Raw genomic sequence first — 21,914 nt, 5'->3', positions numbered from 1 at the left:
GGACTTATTTAGACTTTAATAAATTAAAAAAGTAAACAACCTAGTAGTACTTCCGATATATATACTATCTTACTAAAAGGAGTTTTCTTTTTTATGAAATTAATACAGTATTTCAGGAAGCCATCTATTTCAAAAAAGCTCGTATTCTCTTTCTTATTTATTCTCTTATGCCCAATCATTGTATTGGCATTCTCTTCATATCATACGGCGAGCACCTCTTTAAATGATCAAATCATGCAAAGCGCCAAGGAGAACGTAGAGCAGCTAGATAAAAATATTACGAAGGTTGTAAAAGTGAAAACAGACGCAGCCGATTTCTTTAGCAAATGGATCACGGAGAAAAAGCTTAAGCAAAAAGGCACGACAGATATTCAAGGGCGCTTTGAGCAGTTCATGAGTATGAATGATGACACAGAAGGCATTTTTGTCGCTTCAAGTGATGGCAAAGTGTTTTCAAGATATCCTAATAAAAAAATGCCTGCTGACTATGTCGCAACGGAGCGGGATTGGTATAAAGACGGCTGGGCGAAAAACGGGGAGCTGTCTGTTTCAGCACCGTATCCAACGGCTTCAACCGGTACGCTTGTGGTGACCATCTCTAAAAAACTAGAGGATGGATCAGGCGTTATCGCGATGAACCTAGACATTGCGAATCTAGTTAAAGAGTCCAATAGCATTAACATTGGGAAACATGGCTATGCCTTTATTGGAAGTCCAGATCGCACATATGTGGCGCATCCAAAGAAAAAAGCGGGAACAAAAATATCTGGTGGTGAATGGTTAGAAAAACTGTATTCACAAGATAACGGAGCTATGAGCTATATGTTTGAAGGAAAAGAAAAGCAAATGGAGTTCACCACAAACAAGGCGACTGGCTGGAAAATTGTCGGGACGATGTTTGTCAGTGAAGTAGAAGAAGCTGCACAGCCAGTCTTTAACATGGCCGCTATCATTTTAGCAGGCGCGCTCATCATTGGCGGGATTCTGATCTTCTTGATAATCCGTTCCATTACAAAACCACTTTCTATACTTGTCTCTTCCTCAAGGAAGATCAGTGAGGGAGATTTAACAGAAAAAATTGATGTCCGGTCAAAAGATGAAATTGGACAGCTAGGCACAAGCTTTAATGAAATGAGTGAGTCATTAAGAGATGTCATCCAAGCTGTACAAACATCTGTAGAAAACGTGGCTTCTTCATCTGAAGAACTGACGGCAAGTGCAGGTCAAACAACAAAAGCAACCGAACATATTACATCATCTATTGAATCATTCTCAAACGGCAACGAAAATCAAAGCGAAATGGTGGAACAAAGTGCGTCTCATTTAAAACAAATGAACGAAGGACTGAACGAAGTCGCAGAAACGTCTGATGTCATCACAGCGTCATCTATTCAATCAAAAACAGTAGCGGAATCAGGCGGGCAGCTTGTGGAGCAAACCGTTGGACAAATGAAGACGATCGACCATTCAGTGAAAGAAGCTGAAGGGGTGATCAACGGGCTGGAGCATAAATCAAAAGATATCACAAACATCCTAGGCGTGATTAACGGCATTGCGGATCAAACGAATTTACTTGCACTCAATGCTGCCATTGAAGCAGCACGTGCAGGTGAGTCAGGCAGAGGCTTCTCTGTTGTCGCAGAAGAAGTGCGTAAACTTGCAGTTCAATCATCGGATTCAGCAAAAGAGATTGAAAAGCTTGTGAAAGAAATCGTATCTGAAATCGAAACATCTCAAAATATGTTCAAATCAGTGAATGAAGAAGTGAAGAATGGTCTTTCCATTACAGATCAAACGAAAGAAAGCTTCTCACAAATTAATCTGCAAACAGCGGAAATCGCAACAAGAATCAATGAAATGAATACAACAGTACGCGAGCTTTCAAAAGGATCTGAGCAAATTTCTAAAGCGGTGAATGAAATTGCCGATGTATCACGAGAGAGTTCAGCAAGCATCCAAGATATCGCCGCATCTGCTGAAGAACAGCTTGCTTCTATGGAAGAGATTAGTTCTTCATCTACGACTCTTTCCCAAATGGCGGAAGAATTACGTGATTTAATTAAAAGATTCAAGATCAGCGAATAAGATCAAGTGGTTCTCCTCAAGGGGAACCGCTTTTCTTTTTAAGAGGTCATCTCGTACAATAGAGGAAATCGAAAGAATAGGAGAGATGTTATGCGTTTATCAGATAAGAAGGTCATTGCGTTTGTCAGTGATGATTTTGAAGATTTAGAGCTATGGTATCCGGTTCTGCGTTTAAGAGAAGAAGGGGCAACTGTGCATCTTGTAGGAGAAAAAGCAAATCATGAGTACATCGGAAAATACGGTGTGCCGGCTGTATCTGATGCAGATTTTTATTCCATTCAAGCGGATGAATATGATGCTGTGCTTGTCCCTGGTGGATGGGCACCAGATAAACTGCGCCGTTATCCAGAAGTGTTAAACATTGTTCGTTCATTTGATGCAAAGGCAAAACCAATCGGGCAAATTTGCCACGCTGGCTGGGTGCTGATTTCAGCAGGAATCCTGCAAGGCAAAAAAGTAACAAGTACACCTGGTATTAAAGATGATATGACAAATGCTGGAGCGGACTGGTTTGATGAAGCAGTCGTTACAGATGGCCACCTCGTCTCGAGCAGACGTCCGCCGGATCTCCCTCCATATGTGAAAGCATTTGCGGATGTGTTAGCGGCAACATAAACAAAGGATCCGAAACAAAAAACAAAGGGCGAACTTGCACATCATGTTCGCCCTTTGTTTATCATTTCATGCCCCATTCATTTTGTCTGTCGGCAGGATACATCACACCCATTTGTCTTCTCGCCTCGTCCATGACGGACATGGTTTGAACAGATAAGGCAAATGTATTGACTGGAGACTGACCCATTCCTTGCTGAATACACTCAATAAAATGACAGATTTCATAATACATGGCTGGCTGATCATCTTTGATAGAGATATCGGTTTGATGTCCTTGACGATCGTGGATCGTGATACGCGAAGGACGGTGGAATTGATCAATCACCATCGTAGCGTCCTCTCCTTGAATTTCCGCAGATAAATGAGACGTTGAAATTTTAGAATGGAAAAGGAGTGCTTGATGCCTGTCATACTGTAAAAGGACAGAGCCGCTCCCATCCACACCAGAAGAAAGCTTATAGCCTCTCGCGGTGATTTGATTCGGCAGACCAAATAAATAGATCGCCGGGTAGACAAGATACACACCGATATCCATTAAAGAACCATTGGATAATTCAGGCTTAAAAGCATTTGGAATCTCGCCATTTCGGTAAGCATCGTATCTTGAGGAATATTTACAGTAATGAGCGACCACTTGCCGAATGGGCCCGAGCTGATCAAGATGCTGTTTGATTTGCAGGAAGTTTGGCAGAAATGTCGTTTTCATCGCTTCCATTAAACACACTTGATGTTTTTTCGCTGCAGCAATCATCTCTTCCACTTCTTTTCGGTGAGAGGCGAATGGTTTTTCGCATAAAACGTGCTTTTGGTGCTCCATCATCAACATGGCCTGCTCCTTATGAAGGGCATTTGGACTTGCAATATACACGGCATCAAACGCATCACTTTCCGCCATTTGATGTAAGTTCGTAAAAACTGTATCAATACCGTATTTTTCGGCAAATGCCTGGCCTTTTTCAGCGGACCGTGAATAGACGGCTGTACATGTAAAATCAGCTGCTCCTTCACCGGCCTGTAAGAATCGATCTGTAATCCAGTTCGTTCCGATGACAGCAAATCGAATCATGTCATTCCCTCCTTCTGCTTTTCTCTGATTATACATCCTTTGAAAGCGTTTGTATGAAAGAACATTCTTTTTATTGAAGAGCGGATGAAACCTTTATATAGGCTGATGCGTCTTACATAAAGGATATAAATGTACGAAAAGTGGGTAGTTTCTTCCTTCATTCGGGTAATACTCTGATAGAAGGGAGAGGAGGAAACGAACATGAAGCGCACCCTGCATATAGGAAGTACATACGTCTTTGCGCTTTTATTCATAGCAGCCGGTATTTTTCATGTGATAGAGCCGAGCGGCTTTGCCCGTATGATGTCAGGCTGGCCATTTCCATATGTGATAGTCTATGCGACTGCATGCTTTGAATGGCTGATGGCTGTTTTGCTGCTTCTGCCAAATGTCAGGATTGCAGCAGCAAAAATCATGGCTGTCTATCTTGTACTCATTTTCCCTGCAAACTTATTTGCTGCACGAGAGGGAATTCCAATTCCAGGTCAAAAAAGCACAGAGCAGGCCTTGCTATGGATAAGGCTTATTGGACAGCCGATTCTCATTATATGGGCGATGTCCATTGCGAAATGGGAAAAAAAGCTGAAACAATGACCACCATATCATGATCAGGTAGTGTACAATTTATTAATAAAATAGTCCGAGTTTGGAGGAACGATATGAATTCTATGCAAATGTGGAGCAGTCGATTTAGAAAATTTTTTCTTGATAACAAGTTTGTTCTCTTTTTACTCGTCCTGCTATTAATTGGATTGAATATCCTTGTTTTCATGAAAACATCTTTTATTTTCACACCGCTCATTGTACTCGTCAAAACCATCGCCTTACCGATTATTTTAACGGGGGTCGTGTATTATTTATTAAATCCGATTGTCAACTTGTTAGAGAGGTTTAGAGTCAAACGGATCTTTTCAATTTTGCTTTTATATATTGTCATTATTGGCATCATTACAGTGACCATTGTGTCTATTATTCCTTTTTTACAAGCACAAACGATGAGTCTGTTTCATAACCTTCCGAAATATGTTGATACGGTAGAAGATCAAATTAGACAATTAACAGGCAGCAACTTCATTAATCAAGTGCAAAATACGATGAACTTTAATGTGTCTGAATTAGTCAGTAAAGCGTCAAGCCAAGCGACAAGTCTTTTGGAAAGCACCTTCACCGGTGTAGGGACATTTTTGGGTGCGCTGACTGAAATCATCATCTCGATTGTCACAGTCCCATTCATTCTATTTTACCTATTAAAAGACGGCAAAAAATTACCTGATTATTTCCTGAAATTTATTCCGAATAATCTAAGAGAGCATACACATATCGTGCTGCATGAAATGAATCATCGCCTGAGCTCATATATTCTAGGACAGATCATTGTCAGTTTCTGTATTGGTATTCTTCTCTTAATTGGATACATGATTATCGGTTTAGACTATGCCTTGCTGCTGGCCCTCATTGCCTCATGTACAAGTGTCGTTCCTTATCTGGGTCCAACGATTGCCATTACACCAGCGATTGTGATTGCCCTTGTCACGTCACCAATTATGCTGTTAAAATTGATCATTGTTTGGACTGTTGTCCAGCTGATTGAAGGGAAATTCATTTCTCCGCAGGTTATGGGGAAAAACCTTCATATCCATCCGGTTACCATCATTTTTGTTCTTTTAACAGCCGGTAAACTTTTCAGCGTGATCGGCATCATTGTCGCTATTCCGACGTACGCCGTTCTGAAAGTTATCACGACCCACTTGTTTGATTGGTTCAAAATGCGATCCAATTTGTACAAAGAAGAAAAGGTTTAATGTCATAATCTTTTTTTGAAAAAAATATAGTATCATAAAGACGAGCTTTCGATGAAGAAAGCTTGTCTTTATGTGGACATAGATGGTTGGCCTGTTCAAAAGATCAGAATTGAAAGGAAAGAAAATCATGAATCTATGGGATTTATTCGTGGCACTGGTTTTAGGAATTGTCGAAGGATTAACAGAGTATGCACCTGTCTCATCTACAGGTCACATGATCATAGTCGATGATCTATGGTTAAAATCAAAGGAAATCATTACGCCAGAGGCGGCAAACACATTTAAAGTCGTGATTCAGTTAGGCTCTATTTTAGCTGTCATGATTGTGTTCAAGGATCGTATTTTGAACTTGTTAGGCTTAAAGAAAAATATCACCGAAGAACAAAAGCGCAGCGGGCATAAGCTGACCATTGCTCAAATTGCAGTAGGACTCGTCCCAGCCGTCATTTTAGGATTCTTATTTGAAGACTATATTGATAAATACTTGTTTGACGTGAGAACAGTCGCTGTCGGTTTGATTTTAGGCGCAGTGCTGATGCTTGTCGCTGACTGGATCAATAAACGTAAAACAGAAACAAGCTCTGTCGATAACATGACGTACAAACAGGCGCTTTATATCGGACTGTTTCAATGTTTGGCATTATGGCCAGGCTTCTCTCGCTCAGGTTCGACGATTGCAGGCGGGGTTATTCTTGGTTTGAATCACCGTGCTGCAGCTGATTTTACATTTATCATGGCGATGCCGATTATGGCAGGCGCAAGCTTGTTAACACTTGTGAAAAATGCCGAATATTTAACAACAGACATGCTGCCATTCTTTATCGTCGGCTTTGTGAGTGCATTTGTTGTGGCTCTCTTTGTTGTTCGATTCTTCCTAAAACTGATCAATAAAATCAAACTGGTGCCTTTTGCGATATACCGAATTATCCTAGGTGTGATTTTATTTATCCTGTTCATGTAATGCTGTAAACGACTCTTATAAAAGAGTAGTTTCAGCGTGTAGACAAACCTTCGCATTCGTTGTCAGGTCTGCGCGCCGGTGCTCACGAATGTCAAATTCGCTCCGCTCCGGTGCTCGTCCTTCCTAGACTGCAAAGGTTTTCAAACACGCTGAGCTGAAAAGAAGACAAAGGGCTAAAATAAAGATCATTTTAGCCCTTTGTCAACAATCTGAAACTACTCTTATAAAAGAGTAGTTTTTTTGTTGTTTCAGCTCTTTTAAACAGTAAAATCACCCTCTTAATTGGTAGAAAAAAAAGTTTTTTCATAATTTAGTGTTTAAGAGACAGAGGAAGGGGTAGTACATAAACATACCAATTAAAGGAGGAGTTAGAAATAATGAGGAAAACAAGCAAATTTGTTGTTAGTTCTATGATTGCTACGTCAATGGTTGCTGCCCCTCTATCTCTTACGACTTTTGGTCAAACGGCTGAAGCTGCGACGACAACAGGTGTTGATGGAAGTGTCTCTATTGATCCAGTAGCCATTGCCGATAAAATTGAACAAGCAGTAAAATCATCTCAAAATCGTGATGGATTTGTAAAAAATGCGGCGTACAGTGCCTTCTATGAAGCAGGTCAAAACTATAACGTAGTTGTCCAAAACTTAAGCCAAGATCATGACTTTAGCGGACTGAACAATGTTGTCTACTATGATAGTGTTGAATATGATGGTATTACGTTTGGTATTTGGGTATTTGAAGATGGTACGTTCGTCAACAATGGTGACGGCGGCTATATTAACTGGACATTTGTTGGCAGCTTTGACCGTGAGGAAGGAAGCGGCACTGTCGATTTCCATAAAAGATTCTAATCTTATTGCCAAAAGTCTGCCGATTCACCGGCAGACTTTTTTTATAACGCACATTCTTCTATGTCAAAACCTAAATCTTCAATGATGTGATGATCCGTTTGGACTTGCTGGCCTTTTGTTGTTAAATAATCGCCTACGAAAATGGAATTTGCCGCATAAAGGGCAAGCGGCTGAAGCGTCCGTAAATTGAACTCTCTGCCTCCAGATACTCGAATTTCCTTGGTTGGATTGACAAACCTCATGAGCGCCAACACTTTCAATGCTTTGATCGGATGTGTTCGTTCTTGATGCTCAAGCGGTGTTCCCTCGATTGCATGAAGAAAGTTGACTGGAATTGAATCCGCATCAAGGGCTCTGAGCGCAAAAGCCATTTCAACAATTTGCTGGTTGGTTTCACCCATCCCAATAATAACCCCTGAGCAAGGTGACATGCCGGACTGTTTGACCTCCTCAAGGGTCGACAAACGATCATGATATGTATGAGTTGTCGTAATGTGAGCATGATGATCTTGATGTGTATTGATATTGTGATTATACCGATGAACCCCTGCTTCCTTCAGCCGCCTCGCTTTGTCTTCATTTAATAACCCAAGACATGCACACACCTTCAAAGGCATGGTCTCAGTGATCTCTTTTACTGCTGCCGTCACCTCATCTAACTCTCTGTGAGAAGGTGCTCTGCCGCTTGCGACAATACAATAAGTCCCCGCTTTTCTCTTGAGCGCCTCACGCGCGCCAGCCACAATCGTTTTTTGATCAAGCATTGTATATCGTTCAACCGGTGCTTTTGAAATGATCGACTGTGAACAATAACCACAGTTTTCAGGACAATAACCGCTTTTTGCGTTAAAAATCATATTTAATTTCACCTTGTTTTGAAAAAAATGAAATCGTACTTGATAGGCTGCATGCATCATAGATAATAATTCTTTATCGTCAGCTGCAAGAATGTCTAGACCTTCTTGCAGCGTGATCCGTTCATTTTTCAGCGCTTTCTCCGCCATCGCTTCCCAAGACAAAGATATTTGTTTTCCCATCATAAGCTCCTCTCATTATGTTAACTTATTTTTATTAAAAGTTAACATAAGAGATGGTCGTTGGCAAGCATTGGATAAATGAAGTCTATGAATATACATGTAGACACACAAAAAGGCGATGATCATGAAGTCATCGCCTTTTCATATGTAAAGCAATATGGCTTATCGAACAGTAATATAGTTAATCACACGTTCTCCAAGTGAATTATAGTAAGAAACCGTCACTGAACCGCGTTGTACGGCACGAATCCAAGTGAAGTTTGGAGCTGTTTGATCTAATTGAATCGCATAAGTTGCGCCCGTCACAGTAATTTGGCTTGCTGGAAGAGAGACGGCGATCGAAGAACCTACAGGAAGCGTACGGGTCAACGTAATTACTTTATTCATAATAGGAGCTTTTGCTATGACTGGTTCTTTTGGCTGTGCAGCTGCATGAGCACCTTCAGTTTGGAAGAACGTAAGAGCACCTAAAGCAGCTAAAGACAATGTACAAGCTTTCATTAATTTTTTCATCGGTAACACTCCTTTTTTTGGTATATACATATATTAATAATAATAGAATTATATGTCAATAAAATTATGTAGAAAAAAGAGTATTTATGGTGAAAATTGTCATGTATTATTCATATGCCTTCTCTTTTTTAGGGGAAAAAGAGGCATAAAAAAAAGCTGGGCTATCCCAGCAATGTAAAGCTTTATGAAAAGAGATCATCAATCGTCGTCTCGCTGTTTTGGCTGACGGCCTTTTAGCTTCTCTTTTTCTCTAATGTAGTGAATAAAATCGATGGTTTGTCTTCGCGCTTCTTCGGAAAAATCGGAGGCAGCTTTAAACGCAATTTGCAAATCAGGATCGTTTGCAAGGTCGGCATCAGTTCCGCCTTTGTCCTTACCTGTGAGAAGATAATCCGTTGAGACCCCATATAACTCGGCGATTTTCACAATCATCTCACCGTCAGGCTTTCTCAAGCCATATTCCCAATTTGCATAAGTGGACATCGCCTTTAATCCGAGTTTTTTAGCAACCGTTGACTTGCTCCATCCATGCTTCTCTCTTAATTCAGTTAAAATCTTTCCAGTCAAATTATCCATTGGAAACACCTTTTTTCATGTTATGAGTAAATTTTATCATGAATTACACGGAAAAGATAAATAATTACACAAAAAGAATAAAAAATGATTGACTTACTCGTTTCGTGTATATTATCATAATGAATATAACTTACACATATTGAGTAAGAGGTGGAAAGATGAAACTTGAACATTTACGAGAAGAACGCATTTTACAAGGAAAAACACAAACCTATATGGCGAAAAAGTTAGGATATAAGTATACGAGCGGCTATGCAAATATAGAAATGGGCAGAACGAAGCCTAGCTTAGAAATCGCAAAGCATATTGCAGATCTGCTGAATAGGGGTGTTCAAGAGCTTTTTTTTGACCAAAAGTTACACGAAATGAGTAATTCTCTAAAGGAAGAGCATTTCTTAGAAAAGGGGAGACGAACAAAATGAATATTGAACATCCAATGGTAGCGCAGATGAATGACTTTGGATATCCAAAAAGCTACTGGTCATATGACATGAAACGTTATGGATATCAAACAGAGATTGAGGACAGTCTGGAGGGGTTTGAAGAAGATGAAACATCAGATGACGTTTGATGCCAGAAAGGAAGCGCAGCTTTGTTTAGTCCAAGCTGGCGGCTGGATCACCTTTCATCATCAGAAACCGGTGTTTGTTTTTTCCACAGCAGAAGACAAGCAAACATACATGACCCTCTTGGCGGAAAAGTTCGCTGAAGCAAAAAAGGAGGAATCAAGGCGACGTGAAACGATGGAAGCAAATTATGACAATCCTCAAATGCTTGCTCAAAGCGAGTAAAAACGAACAAGACATCCGTCAGTGGGAAAAGGATGACGGGAGATCATAACATGGTCATCCATTTCATCATTGAGGCAGAGTTTTTAACAAAAGATACATTGATAAAAAGAATACGAGCAGCTGCAAAAGCACAATGCCCGCATAAAATAAAAGGCGCACTATCACTCGAGATTCGCTTATTTGACGACATGCCGCTTGACATAGCTGACTGTCAAAACAAGCGTACATACGCAGAAAAAGGTTTGATACGCCCGGTGCACGTCAGCATCTTTCAGCCAAGACTACAACATATTCAAGAAGCACTTCATTCTATTGCGGATAAGGTCCCTCTACAGATTGTCGATTTAAGAGTTTCCCAGTTTTATAGTATGCGTCCAAGAATTGAAATCATTTTAAATACGATAGGTGATGGCACGAAATCCTCACCAAATAAGGAGACAAGCATATGAACGAGCCAAAACAATTACTCATTCAAGAAAACCAGACATTTGTCGGTGAGATGGAAACAGGAAAAATTCAAGTCATCGTGTTAGATGGGAATGTAGGAACGGCTTATAAGATGGATGTACCTGAACATGGAAAAACCATTATACAAACGGCAAAAGGTCATTTTGCAAGAGTAGATCACGAGATTGGTTTTAAAATCAGCTAGATCACTGAACAAATCACAACATCATACGTCCAAGACGGAAAGCCTGCGGACACTGATCAAGACCCTATGAAAAGGGGACTGATTGGTGTCCGTTTTTTATTTTCTTAAAAAAGGGAGAGAGCCAATATGCAAGATTTACTTATCGAATACAAACGGGCATTAAAGGATGCTAGAAAAAGATATGAACCATTTAGAGAAAAAGAAGACAAACAGCTTTCAGATCAAGAGAAGCATGATAAAAAAATTATCGCCAGTATGGTCAGCGATCTCGAATACGTCGTGGAATGGCTTCAAATCGGCAGACAGCCAGGCGCACGCAGAGGATTAGACAGACGTTCAGTCTATCAGCGCACCATTCTAGCAAATCCAGAAGTGTTAGAGGCTTTATCATATGAATATACACTCATCCAAGAAAATGAAAGAGAATTCAGTGAGCGGGACAAGAAACGAATTGACGAAGCCTTGTCCGTTTTAACGGATCGAGAAAAGGATGTATTCTTCATGCACACAACACAAGGATTATCGTTTAGTGAGATTGCCAATATGCTGGATGTGAAAAAAGGAACTGTCCAAAAACATATGGAGAGAGCTCGGACAAAGATGTCCAAAAAAGTACAAGAACGCCTATTCGAAGCAGCTGAATAGGCGTTTTTTCTTTTACAAAATAAATGGAGCAGCACTTGTCTTACAGTTGCCACCTATAGTTAGAAAGACCAAACGGATGTTTGCTAACCCTACACAAATGATTCCTTCACAGGAAATCGTTCGAATTAAAAGGAGGCGGCAGGTGAATGTAAATGAAAGATAAACGGATAGGAGCCAAGCAAGATTATATGAAAGGGATGACGTACCAGCAAATTGCTGATCATTACAATGTCTCGATCCATACCGTGAAATCATGGAAAAGACGATACGGATGGCAAAGGCAAAAAGATTCGTCAAAGCAGGCACACTCGATCTTCAATCAGTTTCTGTCAGATGAAACGATTGAAATCATGGAGAAAATGGGCGGGCGTACATCGCTTGATTTAATCTGGGATCAAATTCAAATTCAATATGCTGCCATTATTCGGGCGCAGCGCATCATGTATGTGTCAGATCAAGAGGACATGATCAAAGAGCTGAAAAAGGCGGCATACAAGCCTTCTTCATTAGAAGAAACAGTAGAAGGCATTCAGCCAGAACAAGAAATCAGCACAGAAGAATATTCGTTTCAATTTTCGTGGGATCGGCATGCCACCTTTTTAAATGCCCAATCCCGTGCAATGGGAGAGCTCAGGCGTCTCATTAAACAGTTTGAAGAGCTCGCACATGCGAAGGATGAACGAAGATTAAGGCTGAAGCAAATTGAACTGACCATCGAAAAAACAAAAAAAGCAGTGCGCGAAGAAAAAGAGGAAGATCTTCACATCATGATCAAACGGAAAGAGGATAACTCATGACGCCATTGGTTGAAAAAGAAGTCAATCCTCATTTTGAACACTTTCTATTCGATTGGAAGCAAAAGTTTCAATTTTTAGTAGGCGGCTACGGCTCCTCCAAAAGCTATCACATTGCGTTAAAGCTCATCTTAAAGCTGCTGGAAGAAAAGCGGACAGCACTTGTCATTCGAGAAGTATATGATACGCACCGTGAATCAACATTTTCTCTATTACAAGAGATCGTCAGCGATCTTGGCATCGATCATGTGGTGAAGTGCCGCAGTTCGCCGCTTGCCTTGACGTTTCGAAATGGCAGCAGCATCTTATTCAAAGGACTGGACAAGCCTGAGAAATTGAAATCGATCAACAACATCTCGATCATTTGGATTGAAGAGTGTTCAGAGGTTTCTTATGAAGGCTTTAAAGAGCTGCTTGGAAGGCTGAGGCATCCGTCCTTACCGCTTTATATGATGTTATCGACCAATCCTGTTGGTCAAGATAATTGGACGTACAGACATTTCTTTCGAGATGAACAGCTGAAGCGATTTGTCCTAGATGACGAAACCTTATACAAAAAGCGCACCGTTGTCATCAAGGATACGTACTACCATCACTCCACAGCGGAAGATAATCTATTTCTCCCTAAAAGCTATGTGAAGCAGCTGGATGAGCTGAAAGAATACGACCCAGACCTCTATCGAATTGCGAGGAAGGGCTATTTCGGGATCAATGGCACAAAGGTTTTTCCTCAATTTGAGGTAAGAAATCATTCTGATGTATTAGAAGCGATTCACCAGATTGAACGGCCGCTGAAACGAGCAGGCATGGATTTTGGATTTGTTGAATCGTACAATGCGCTCATTCGATTAGCCGTCGATCATGAAAAAAAGTACTTATATATTTACTGGGAATATTACGACCGCGGGAAAACAGATGATGAAACAGCCGTTGATCTAAAAGAGTTCATTGAATCAAAGGAACTCATCAAAGCCGATGCAGCAGAGCCTAAAACCATTCACTATTTTCGGCAGCGTGGATTTCAAATGGTGGCAGCACATAAGTTCCAAGGCTCGCGTTTGCAGTATACGAAAAAGATCAAACGGTTTAAGAAAATCATTTGCTCTGATGCTTGTCCGTACACAATCTATGAACTTCAATCACTGACCTATAAGGCAGATAAGGATGGCCGTTTAGAGGAAGATGAATTTCAAATCGATCCGCACACATTATCAGCCATTTGGTATGCGCTGGATGATTATGAAGTGACGGATTTAAAACAGACCGCCTCGGAGCGTGTCCGCCCAAACAGAGAGAGGAGGTCCATACAATGAAACAATTGAAAGCAACGATTATGAAGGCAAACATGTCTGATCATACAAAACAAATGTATGCAGATGAATTTTCCTACGAAAAAGATGACATTGTTCCCCCGCCTTACAACATCAATGAATTAAAAAGCATGGCAGAATATTCAACCATTCTTCAGCAATGTATTGATGCGTACAAAACCAATATTTTAGGCTTTGGGTTTGGGGTGGAATACGCCTTTGACTTTAATGCAGAAGGTGTAAAACCGGCAAAAAAGAAAGCCGCAGAGAAGGAATGGACAAGACTTGAAGAGTTTACGAAGTACATGAACTATGATGAGTCCGCTGATGTGATTCTTGGCTATGTCCTCGAAGACCGAGAGAAAACGGGCAATGGTTTTTTAGAGGTGCTGAGAGATGGACAACGAAAGCCGGCAGGAATCGAGTATTTAGATGCGCTTCATATCCGCATTTGCAAGCTTAGTGAGCCAGTCGACGTCGAATTCAGGTACACCGAAAATGGCGAAATGAAGACAATGAATCGAAAGAAACGATTCCGTAAATATGTACAGGTGATCAACGAAAAGAAAGTCTTCTTCAAGGAGTATGGTGATCCGCGCATTTTGCACTGTGAAACAGGCAAATACGATGACACCACACCAGAGCCGCTTCGCGCAACAGAAGTGATTCATTTTAAAATTGGCAGTGGAACGTATGGGATTCCCCGCTGGATTGGCAACATCGTCAATATGTACGGAGCACGCAAGGCAGAGGAGCTGAACTACCTTTATTTTAAACAAGGGCGGCATGTACCAGGTGCCATTATTGTCGAAAATGGCATGCTGTCAGAATCCTCTTATCAGCAGCTTCAAGATTATATGGACGATATTGAAGGATCTGATCATGCACATAAGTTTCTATTGCTTGAAGTTGAAGGTCTACCGACAGAAAAAGGGTTAACGGGAGAAGAAGATGTCTCAAATGTCAAAGTGAACTTTAAATCCCTAGCCGAGATCCTGCAAGAAGATGCGCTTTTTTTAGAATACGATGAAAAAACAAGAAACAAAATCCGCTCTGCGTTTCGCCTTCCGCCAATTTACACAGGTGAGTCTCAAGACTATAACAAAGCGACAGCAGATACAGCGCGTAAAACAACAGAAGAGCAGGTATTTCAGCCGGAACGGCATCTCATCACAGGAAAACTCAATACTCTTTTCCTGCCGGATCTTGATATTTGGCATGTCCGTTTTCTATTAAATGGCCCTGATTTTAGAGACCCATTAGAGATTGCCAAGGTACTGACGCCATTTATTCAAGCGGGGGCAGTGTCACCTAACGATTTGCGCGATCTAGCAGGAAGAATTCTTGGAAAAACGCTAGAAGAATGGCCTGAGGAACTATATCACCGACCTTTAGAAAGCCGCATGAAATCAGCTGAAGAAAAGCCTCAACCAGAGCCGGACCAGCTGACGAAATAAACAGAAGCGCGTGCACTTTTTTGAAAGGGGGTGAACATATGCCAAGAGAACTAAAAAACGCTAAAATTACGCATGTTTCCTACGTGGACAGAGCAGCAAACCAGAAGAAATTCTTTTTGATGAAAGCAAAGAAAAAGCGGCCTGACTTTCAAAAGGAGGTCAGTGTCCTAACAAAGGCAGAAGATGCTCATCGCCTCGTGTACGGTGTCGTGTATGAACCGAATACGCCTGATGCACATCAAGACTTTATGACAGCCAAGGAAATTGAAAGAGCGGCACACGGCTTTATGAAGGATGCCCGTCATATTGACAAGCAGCATGATTTTCAGGATGGTGTTGGCGAAGTGGTTGAATCGTATATTGCTCCGGCTGATGTAGAGGTAGGCGGGGAGCTGATTCGAAAAGGGTCTTGGGTGCTTGTGACAAAAGCTTCCCAAGAGATTTGGGATCAAATTCAGAAGGGCCACATTACAGGCTATTCAATGGCTGGAACGGCGGACATCGTCGCCATAGAAGAACAAGATCAGCTTCTATCTCAAGGCACGAATGAGAGAGGGCTTTTTTCTTTGCTGAAAAATTTCTTTTTAAAAGAGGAAGGTGCAAACATGTCACAACCATTTTGGAACGTTTTAGACCATCTGCTGGAAACCTTACAGTCAAGTGATGGTGATGAGGCGGATGTAAGAGCTGCCTTAGAACAGCTCATTCCAATCATGCAGGACATCCTGAAGACAGAGGATGTACTTCAAACGATTGGTGAAAGGCCAGCCGCCGTACAAAAGGAAGATGCTGCGTTGACGACAGATCAAGTACGAGAGCTCGAAAAAGCAAAAAAGGCCATCGAAAACGTCTTACAGCAGGCTGAACAACAAGAAACAGATCAAACCGGGGAAGAACCTGTCCAAAAAGTGCTCGAGCAAGTCGTTGCACCGATTCGTCAGCAGCTCTCTTCCTTAGAGAAATCAGCCAGCAGAGAAAAAGCAGCGGTGCAGGAAGTGCTTGAGCAGCAGCTTTTGCCTATTTCAGAACGGATTCACATGCTTGAAAAGGCGCGGGGCATGTCAAAACAAACAATCCACGATACACAAAACGACACGACAACACCCATATGGGATGGCTTACTATAAGCCTAAATAAGGAGGAAACAGTGTGAGAAATCAAGAGTTGATTCGCAAGGCTGAAATGACACTTGCCAGCTTAAAAACCGGCGGTCTCATGAACGCAACCCAATCCAACACATTCATTAGAATGATGCAAAACACACCAACCGTTTTAAATGATGCACGCATCATTCCGATGGAAAGTGATTCACAAAAAATCGAAAAAATTGGCTTTGGCCAGCGTATTTTGCGCCCAGCAGAAGAAGGCCAAGCGCTTGATGCAAAAGACCGTGTTGTCCCAGCGACAAGCACTGTCCAGCTAAATGCGAAAGAGGTCATTGCAGAGATTCACATGACCTACGACAGCATTGAAAACAATATTGAAAAAGACGGAATCCAGCAGACAATTATGCAAATGCTGGCTGAACGAGCGGCGGTCGATATTGAAGAGCTCATCGTCAATGGGGATACGACTTCATCAGATCCATTTTTAGCCCAAATGGATGGCGTGAGAAAACAAGCAGTATCTCATATTGTTGATGCAAATGGAGCGGAAATTAGCCGCCAAATGTTTAAACAAGCCTATAAAGCGATGCCGTCAAAATATTTACGTGTACCTCAGGATTTCCGTTTCTACACATCCCCAAGTTTAGAGGTTGAGTGGAAGGATCAAGTAGCAAACCGTCAGACAAATCTCGGAGATGCGGTCATTCAAGGCGGACTTTCTTCTGCATTCGGTGTGCCGGTCAAAGGTCTTGCCAATATGCAGCCATATGACGAAGCGGGAACAGACGTATCAGATATTTTGCTGACACACCCTAAAAATATTATCGTAGGTTTTTCTCGTAATATTCGAATTGAAGTAGAAAAAGATATTCGCAGCCGTAAATTTATTATTGTCCTGACAGCGAAGCTAGACAGCAAATTTGAGGAAGAGGATGCTGTAGCAAAAGTGATGAAAGTGAAAGAGTAGGTGACGGCAGGCCATGATTATTTCTCCTGAAGAACTGCAAGCCTATTCTGTATTTGAGCGTGTGAAAAATCGATCTGTAGAAAGACTGACAGCAGATATTATCGAAGCCGAAGCTGCGGTATTTCAGATCGTAGGTCATGATTTCTCAAGCGAAAAATATCAGCCCCTTCCTGAAAAAGCAAGAATCGCATTATTAAAAATGGCCCAATATTTTGCCATGCTGAATGATGACGAATCTATGATGAAAGGCTTTACGTCAGAAAAAATGGGTGATTATTCATATGCGAAGGCAGCTGATCAAGTGAAAGGCAAACCTTATGTATATGCCCTGCTTGTCGATTACATTGAACCATCATTAACTGGCGGCAGTACCAAATTAAAGGTGAGATCATTATGAGTTATCACTCTTTATTAACAGACCGCTGTGATCTTTTTCACCTTGAACATCAGGAGGCTTCCCGAGGAAAATTCGGGGTTCCAGCTGATGACTTACAAATGACTCTTTCCTATCCCGATGCTCCTAGCCTGACAGATCTGGCTTGTTATGTCATAGAAAAGAATCAGTCCCTTGTGCAAGAAGAGCCGAATACAGTTATTTATCAGTCCTATCTTGTCCATTTCCCTTTAGCAAGTGATATTCGCCTGCATGACAAAATGGTGTGGAACGGCGTCTCACTTAAGTTGCAGCAGCCCAAAATAGTGAAAAATCATCACATTGAAGTGATGGCAGTCAGGAAGGAAAATCTATGAAAATTGATGGACTTGACCGGCTGCTTTCACAGCTGGAAACAGCGTGTGCCGGCGGCTTAAAAGCAGAATATCAAGATTTGTTGCAAGACATGGGCCTAGAGCTTTTGGACATCATTCAGGATGAGCTAATCAAGGAGAATGCTGTCGATACAGGCCGGCTTCTAAGCTCCTTTACGCAAGGAGACAAGGAGAATCATTTTCTTATGTCAAAAGGTGGTCTCACGCTTGAAGTGGGAACGCAGCTTGAATATGCCTCCTATGTTAATGACGGACATGCTACTTCTTCAAGTGGAGAGCGAAGATGGGTGCCTGGCAGATGGGCTGGCAGCCGCTTTGAATATGATCCGAATGCAAAGACAGGAATGATGCTTGCCTCTCAATGGATAGATGGAAATGGCTACTGGGATCATGCTGTCATGCTCTATGAGCAAATGTTTGAACAGTCGCTGGATCGAAAGCTTCAAAGCTGGTTCGATCGACATTTTGGGAGGTGATGAAATGAATCAAGAAGTCGGGGCAATCATGCATTATATTTACACACACTTTCCTGTGACAATGTATGATCGACTTTTGCCAGAGCGTTTTCAAGTGCCATCCGTTTATGTGCCGCCCGTAACAGTCATCAGCGGTCCAGATACGGTATCTACGTTTATGAAATCTTATTCGCTGCAAGTAAAAGTGTTTCATATGGATACAGGAAAAGCGCATGACGCGGCAGAAACAATTGTTGATGCATTGCTTGCTGATCGTCAAATGATTCAGATGATGAGTGAAGATGGAGAGGTGCTTGATGATTATGTCCGCATAAAAAGAGTGGAAACCAGAATGATAGATCAAGGCGTAGCAGCGATTGTCCTGACGTGGGATAGCAGTTATTGGTACAACCGAGACAAACAAGCAAGCCTTGAAGATATCAACTTTTCAGATGGAGTGATCAAACGTGAGCAAGACTAAAAAAGCAGAGCCCGCTCAAACAGCTGGCGAAGAAAAAGAATTTGGCTTTTCATTTGAAGCCTTAAAGGAGCACAGTAAGGATCTTTTTGGGGTTAAACCAGAAATCCTTGAAGGTGCTCTTTTTTATATCAAACATCAACCAATTACAAAAACAGAAGCGAAAAAGCACATTGATGCTTTTTTGTCCAAGGAGGTTTAAAGGATGAACGGAGGCACATTTACACCAGGTACAGAGAAAAAGCGTCCTGGCATTTACTTTAATTTTAAAACAACAGCAGAGCAGCGAATTACTTTAGGCGATCGAGGTACGGTGGCACTTCCTCTTGTGATGAGCTGGGGAGAACCAAAAACCTTTATTTCCGTTTCCAATATGGAAGACTTAAATAAAAAGGTTGGACTCAACATTGATGACAAGTCACTTCTTCTTTTCCGTGAAGCAAAGAAAAAAGCACAAACGGTCTTGCTTTACCGCCTAAATGAAGGGGAGACGGCCAAAGCTGAAATCGCAGAAAACTTTGTGGTCACAGCCAATTATGGCGGTCTAAAAGGAAATGAGATCACTGTACAAGTGGCAGAAAATGTACTTGATAGCACAAAGCGTGACGTCATCACTTATCTTGGAACAGATATTGTGGATAAGCAGGTTGTCACGGATGTCAAAGATCTTGTGAAAAACAAATATGTTCAATTTTCTGGTGAAGGTGAAGCCGTCATCACGGCTGGTGTGGCACTAAGCGGCGGGAAAAATGGTGTGGCAAGTGTCGCAGATTATACAGCTTTCCTAGAAGCAGCAGAAACAGAATACTTTGATGTTATTGCTCTCCCGATCGATAATAGTGAGCAATTAAAAGCGACCTTCGCTTCATTTATCGAGCGTTTACGTGATAAGCAAGGACGTAAGGTGCAAGGAGTTGTGGCCAACTATGCAGCTGACCAAGAAGGCATCATCAATGTGACAAGCGGTGTTGTGCTGGAAGATGGAACAGAACTAACGCCTGCTCAAGCAACAGCATGGGTCGCAGGTGCAAGTGCAGGTGCAAACTTCAATCAGTCACTGACCTTTGTAGAATACGAAGGAGCAGTGGATACATTAGAACGCCTTGATAATGATCAAGTAGAATACCGATTATCACAAGGGGAGTTCCTGTTCACCTTTGATGCGAGAGATCGTACCGTGAGTGTTGAAAAAGATATTAACTCCTTGACAAGCTTTACAGCTGAAAAGAACCAGCAAATGGCGAAAAACAAAATCATTCGTGTGCTTGATGCGATCAACAATGATTTGACGTTCGAATTAAAAAATCTGATTAAATTACGCAAAGCCAATGGCAATGACATTCCAGCATCAGATGATGGGGTGCAGCTTGTGAAAACACTGATTACTCAGTATCTCACACAGCTTCAAGATGGCAGCGGCATTACAGGCTTTAACTCAGAAACAGATATCGTGATCGGTCTCAATGAAGATCGTGATGGATTTATCATCGATCTAGCGGTTCAACCAGTAGATGCAGCAGAAAAATTCTATTTCAATGTGGAGGTGAAGTAAGATGGCTTTTAAAGCGCAAAATACAATTTCAGGTAAAGAAGGTCGTCTTTTCTTAGAAGGTGAGGAGCTTGCCTTTATCAAAACGTTTGAAGCAAACGTGGAGAAAAACAAATCAGAAGTCAATGTGATGGGCCGCCGAATGACTGGTCATAAAACAACAGGGGCAAACGGAACAGGAACGGCAACATTCTATAAAGTCACGTCACGTTTCGTTCAATTAATGCTCAACTATGTGAAAAAAGGGGAAGACCCATATTTCACTCTTCAGGCTGTAATTGACGATAAGTCATCAGGCCGAGGCACTGAGCGTGTGACATTATTTGATGTCAACTTTGATTCAGCTAAAATCGCTGGACTGGATGTTGATTCAGAGGCGCTTGAAGAAGAAGTTCCGTTTACGTTCGAGGACTTTGATCTTCCTGAAAAGCTGAAGAATTCTTTCTAATTACAATTGAAAAAGGCATTACGAATGACGAAAATATATGTTATTTTTATTTTATTCAACGATATGGTATAATTTTTCATAGTTACAGAGTAGCTACAAAAGAGTTACTGTGTAACCCCAAAAAGTTTCTTAGAAATATGTTTACATGCAAAGTACTTTGCATAAAATAAAAAGAAGCTAGGATGCGTCAACATCCCGGCAATGTACAATGAGGCCCTCAAGGGGCTGGCTAATCAATTAGATAGTTTTAAGGATAGACTTTCCCTTCAACCGTCCAAAGCTCAAGGGGAGTCTATTTTTTGTCTATATACGTCAACAGGGCAACGATAAATGACCCGAATGCAAGCATTAACATAAGCGCTTGAAATGTTGACATGAGCATCACCCCCTTCCTATCGGGGATGAGCCAGACACCCTTGAGCAAGCCGTTCAATTGTACAACCTAAATTATACATGAAAAAATTGGAAAGCACATTCAAAAATGGATGTGCTTTTTTGCATTCAAAAAAACATAACAAAGGGAGTTTTTAAACATGAGCGAAAAACAAACATTTGATCTTTCATTTTTTATGCCAGGACAAACAGTAGAAGCGGAAGAGGTCAAAGTACCGATTTCTAAGCGTTTTGTTGATAAAAAAGGGAATGTCATTCCTTTTGTCTTTAAAGCCATTACAACTGAACGCATTGATGAACTGGAAAAAGAAAATACGACCTTCAAAAATGTCAAAGGCAGAGGCCGCGTAAAGGACTTAGACAGTCAGCGCTTCTACGCACGAATTGCGATTGAATCGACCATTTATCCAGATTTCCGCTCAAAGGAATTAAGGGAAGCCTACAGCACACAAGATCCAGTTGAAGTAGCAAAACGCGTCCTGTCAGTTGGCGGTGAATATGCGAACTGGTTAAACAAAGCCATCGAAATCAATGGATTCGAAGACGAAATTGAAGATTTAGAAGAAGCAGCAAAAAACTAATAAAAGATGGGGAT

At 41.4% G+C, this 21,914-nt stretch carries 30 protein-coding genes and 1 pseudogene; 26 read left to right on the top strand and 5 right to left on the bottom strand.

Annotation, left to right across the window (positions count from 1 at the left end; genetic code table 11):
- Window positions 1-93 precede the first annotated feature (93 nt).
- The 3 genes and pseudogenes from C6Y02_RS19685 to C6Y02_RS00320 form a co-directional block, all read left to right on the top strand.
- Window positions 94-1,140, top strand: a pseudogene (locus C6Y02_RS19685) (HAMP domain-containing protein); the annotation flags it as partial.
- Window positions 1,132-2,085, top strand: coding sequence for a methyl-accepting chemotaxis protein (locus tag C6Y02_RS19680; protein WP_374955726.1), 954 nt, complete (start codon window positions 1,132-1,134; stop codon window positions 2,083-2,085). The pseudogene C6Y02_RS19685 and the gene C6Y02_RS19680, both read left to right, overlap by 9 nt.
- 90 nt (window positions 2,086-2,175) lie before the next feature.
- Window positions 2,176-2,700 carry a type 1 glutamine amidotransferase domain-containing protein gene (locus tag C6Y02_RS00320; RefSeq protein WP_060597185.1) on the top strand — a complete coding sequence of 175 codons (525 nt, stop codon included), beginning with the start codon at window positions 2,176-2,178 and terminating at the stop codon, window positions 2,698-2,700.
- Between the two features lie 61 nt (window positions 2,701-2,761).
- On the opposite strand, the gene C6Y02_RS00315 is transcribed toward C6Y02_RS00320, so the two are convergent.
- Entirely contained in the window at window positions 2,762-3,766 is a 1,005-nt protein-coding gene (locus C6Y02_RS00315) for a Gfo/Idh/MocA family protein (RefSeq protein ID WP_106030415.1), read from the bottom strand.
- Between the two features lie 201 nt (window positions 3,767-3,967).
- Here C6Y02_RS00315 and C6Y02_RS00305 point away from each other — a divergent pair, with 201 nt between their 5' ends.
- The 4 genes from C6Y02_RS00305 to C6Y02_RS00290 all read left to right on the top strand — a co-directional run bounded on the left by C6Y02_RS00305 (window position 3,968) and on the right by C6Y02_RS00290 (window position 7,380).
- Window positions 3,968-4,360, top strand: a complete 393-nt coding sequence (locus C6Y02_RS00305) for a DoxX family protein (protein ID WP_060597179.1) — start codon at window positions 3,968-3,970, stop codon at window positions 4,358-4,360.
- A 65-nt stretch (window positions 4,361-4,425) separates the two neighbouring features.
- On the top strand, window positions 4,426-5,568 hold the full coding sequence (locus tag C6Y02_RS00300; protein ID WP_106030413.1) for an AI-2E family transporter: 1,143 nt from the start codon (window positions 4,426-4,428) through the stop codon (window positions 5,566-5,568).
- 127 nt (window positions 5,569-5,695) lie between these two features.
- Complete coding sequence (locus tag C6Y02_RS00295) at window positions 5,696-6,529, top strand: undecaprenyl-diphosphate phosphatase (RefSeq protein ID WP_050944681.1); 834 nt, start codon at window positions 5,696-5,698, stop codon at window positions 6,527-6,529.
- 377 nt (window positions 6,530-6,906) lie between these two features.
- Complete coding sequence (locus C6Y02_RS00290; RefSeq protein ID WP_106030412.1) at window positions 6,907-7,380, top strand: stress protein; 474 nt, start codon at window positions 6,907-6,909, stop codon at window positions 7,378-7,380.
- 41 nt (window positions 7,381-7,421) lie between these two features.
- Here C6Y02_RS00290 and bioB read toward each other — a convergent pair whose 3' ends face one another.
- From bioB to C6Y02_RS00275, 3 genes are all read right to left on the bottom strand, one after another.
- A complete protein-coding gene (bioB, locus tag C6Y02_RS00285) occupies window positions 7,422-8,417 on the bottom strand; it encodes a biotin synthase BioB (RefSeq protein WP_034659758.1) in 996 nt (331 codons plus the stop codon).
- A gap of 162 nt (window positions 8,418-8,579) precedes the next feature.
- Window positions 8,580-8,930, bottom strand: a complete 351-nt coding sequence (locus C6Y02_RS00280; protein ID WP_034659757.1) for a hypothetical protein — start codon at window positions 8,928-8,930, stop codon at window positions 8,580-8,582.
- Between the two features lie 198 nt (window positions 8,931-9,128).
- Window positions 9,129-9,506, bottom strand: coding sequence for a helix-turn-helix domain-containing protein (locus C6Y02_RS00275; RefSeq protein WP_060597175.1), 378 nt, complete (start codon window positions 9,504-9,506; stop codon window positions 9,129-9,131).
- Window positions 9,507-9,664: 158 nt separating this feature from the next.
- On the opposite strand from C6Y02_RS00275, the gene C6Y02_RS00270 reads away from it, so the two are divergent.
- The 18 genes from C6Y02_RS00270 to C6Y02_RS00190 all read left to right on the top strand — a co-directional run bounded on the left by C6Y02_RS00270 (window position 9,665) and on the right by C6Y02_RS00190 (window position 20,926).
- Window positions 9,665-9,928, top strand: a complete 264-nt coding sequence (locus C6Y02_RS00270) for a helix-turn-helix transcriptional regulator (RefSeq protein WP_034659755.1) — start codon at window positions 9,665-9,667, stop codon at window positions 9,926-9,928.
- On the top strand, window positions 9,925-10,077 hold the full coding sequence (locus C6Y02_RS19220; RefSeq protein ID WP_164847178.1) for a hypothetical protein: 153 nt from the start codon (window positions 9,925-9,927) through the stop codon (window positions 10,075-10,077). Before C6Y02_RS00270 ends, C6Y02_RS19220 begins: the two co-directional genes overlap by 4 nt.
- Entirely contained in the window at window positions 10,055-10,297 is a 243-nt protein-coding gene (locus C6Y02_RS00265; protein ID WP_081311382.1) for a hypothetical protein, read from the top strand. Before C6Y02_RS19220 ends, C6Y02_RS00265 begins: the two co-directional genes overlap by 23 nt.
- 50 nt (window positions 10,298-10,347) lie before the next feature.
- Complete coding sequence (locus tag C6Y02_RS00260) at window positions 10,348-10,746, top strand: RusA family crossover junction endodeoxyribonuclease (RefSeq protein ID WP_034659754.1); 399 nt, start codon at window positions 10,348-10,350, stop codon at window positions 10,744-10,746.
- Entirely contained in the window at window positions 10,743-10,949 is a 207-nt protein-coding gene (locus C6Y02_RS00255) for an XtrA/YqaO family protein (protein WP_066030484.1), read from the top strand. Before C6Y02_RS00260 ends, C6Y02_RS00255 begins: the two co-directional genes overlap by 4 nt.
- Before the next feature lie 126 nt (window positions 10,950-11,075).
- Window positions 11,076-11,594, top strand: coding sequence for a sigma-70 family RNA polymerase sigma factor (locus C6Y02_RS00250; RefSeq protein ID WP_106030411.1), 519 nt, complete (start codon window positions 11,076-11,078; stop codon window positions 11,592-11,594).
- A 152-nt stretch (window positions 11,595-11,746) separates the two neighbouring features.
- On the top strand, window positions 11,747-12,391 hold the full coding sequence (gene terS / locus C6Y02_RS00245; RefSeq protein WP_060597166.1) for a phage terminase small subunit: 645 nt from the start codon (window positions 11,747-11,749) through the stop codon (window positions 12,389-12,391).
- Entirely contained in the window at window positions 12,388-13,701 is a 1,314-nt protein-coding gene (locus tag C6Y02_RS00240; RefSeq protein ID WP_106030410.1) for a PBSX family phage terminase large subunit, read from the top strand. The genes terS and C6Y02_RS00240 overlap by 4 nt, the downstream gene beginning before the upstream one ends.
- On the top strand, window positions 13,698-15,155 hold the full coding sequence (locus C6Y02_RS00235; RefSeq protein ID WP_106030409.1) for a phage portal protein: 1,458 nt from the start codon (window positions 13,698-13,700) through the stop codon (window positions 15,153-15,155). The genes C6Y02_RS00240 and C6Y02_RS00235 overlap by 4 nt, the downstream gene beginning before the upstream one ends.
- 38 nt (window positions 15,156-15,193) lie before the next feature.
- Window positions 15,194-16,282, top strand: a complete 1,089-nt coding sequence (locus C6Y02_RS00230; protein ID WP_106030408.1) for an XkdF-like putative serine protease domain-containing protein — start codon at window positions 15,194-15,196, stop codon at window positions 16,280-16,282.
- 22 nt (window positions 16,283-16,304) lie between these two features.
- Entirely contained in the window at window positions 16,305-17,228 is a 924-nt protein-coding gene (locus C6Y02_RS00225) for a phage major capsid protein (RefSeq protein ID WP_034659746.1), read from the top strand.
- A 13-nt stretch (window positions 17,229-17,241) separates the two neighbouring features.
- Entirely contained in the window at window positions 17,242-17,625 is a 384-nt protein-coding gene (yqbG, locus tag C6Y02_RS00220; protein ID WP_060597160.1) for a protein YqbG, read from the top strand.
- Window positions 17,622-17,978: a YqbH/XkdH family protein gene (locus C6Y02_RS00215; RefSeq protein ID WP_034659744.1), complete on the top strand. Its 357-nt coding sequence runs from the start codon at window positions 17,622-17,624 to the stop codon at window positions 17,976-17,978. Before yqbG ends, C6Y02_RS00215 begins: the two co-directional genes overlap by 4 nt.
- Window positions 17,975-18,472, top strand: coding sequence for an HK97 gp10 family phage protein (locus tag C6Y02_RS00210; protein WP_060597157.1), 498 nt, complete (start codon window positions 17,975-17,977; stop codon window positions 18,470-18,472). Before C6Y02_RS00215 ends, C6Y02_RS00210 begins: the two co-directional genes overlap by 4 nt.
- 4 nt (window positions 18,473-18,476) lie before the next feature.
- Window positions 18,477-18,932 carry a phage tail terminator family protein gene (locus tag C6Y02_RS00205; RefSeq protein ID WP_066030489.1) on the top strand — a complete coding sequence of 152 codons (456 nt, stop codon included), beginning with the start codon at window positions 18,477-18,479 and terminating at the stop codon, window positions 18,930-18,932.
- Window positions 18,919-19,131, top strand: coding sequence for a YqzN/YkzM domain-containing protein (locus C6Y02_RS00200; protein WP_003212736.1), 213 nt, complete (start codon window positions 18,919-18,921; stop codon window positions 19,129-19,131). Before C6Y02_RS00205 ends, C6Y02_RS00200 begins: the two co-directional genes overlap by 14 nt.
- A gap of 3 nt (window positions 19,132-19,134) precedes the next feature.
- The gene (locus C6Y02_RS00195) at window positions 19,135-20,481 is read left to right on the top strand and encodes a phage tail sheath family protein (protein WP_060597153.1); all 1,347 of its coding nucleotides are present in this window, start codon (window positions 19,135-19,137) and stop codon (window positions 20,479-20,481) included.
- A gap of 1 nt (window position 20,482) precedes the next feature.
- Window positions 20,483-20,926, top strand: coding sequence for a phage tail tube protein (locus C6Y02_RS00190; RefSeq protein ID WP_003213309.1), 444 nt, complete (start codon window positions 20,483-20,485; stop codon window positions 20,924-20,926).
- A 292-nt stretch (window positions 20,927-21,218) separates the two neighbouring features.
- Here the strand turns inward: C6Y02_RS00190 and C6Y02_RS00185 are convergent, their stop codons facing one another.
- Window positions 21,219-21,308 (bottom strand): putative holin-like toxin, encoded by a 90-nt coding sequence (locus C6Y02_RS00185; RefSeq protein ID WP_081311383.1) that lies wholly within the window; start codon window positions 21,306-21,308, stop codon window positions 21,219-21,221.
- 151 nt (window positions 21,309-21,459) lie between these two features.
- On the opposite strand from C6Y02_RS00185, the gene C6Y02_RS00180 reads away from it, so the two are divergent.
- The gene (locus C6Y02_RS00180) at window positions 21,460-21,900 is read left to right on the top strand and encodes a phage tail assembly chaperone (RefSeq protein WP_012011040.1); all 441 of its coding nucleotides are present in this window, start codon (window positions 21,460-21,462) and stop codon (window positions 21,898-21,900) included.
- Window positions 21,901-21,914: the final 14 nt, after the last annotated feature.

The organism is Bacillus sp. NMCC4, assembly GCF_002998555.1.
In the GTDB taxonomy this organism is placed as follows: domain Bacteria; phylum Bacillota; class Bacilli; order Bacillales; family Bacillaceae; genus Bacillus.
Note: the sequence above shows the minus strand (reverse complement) of the source record. Positions and strands in the feature narration are given on the sequence as shown.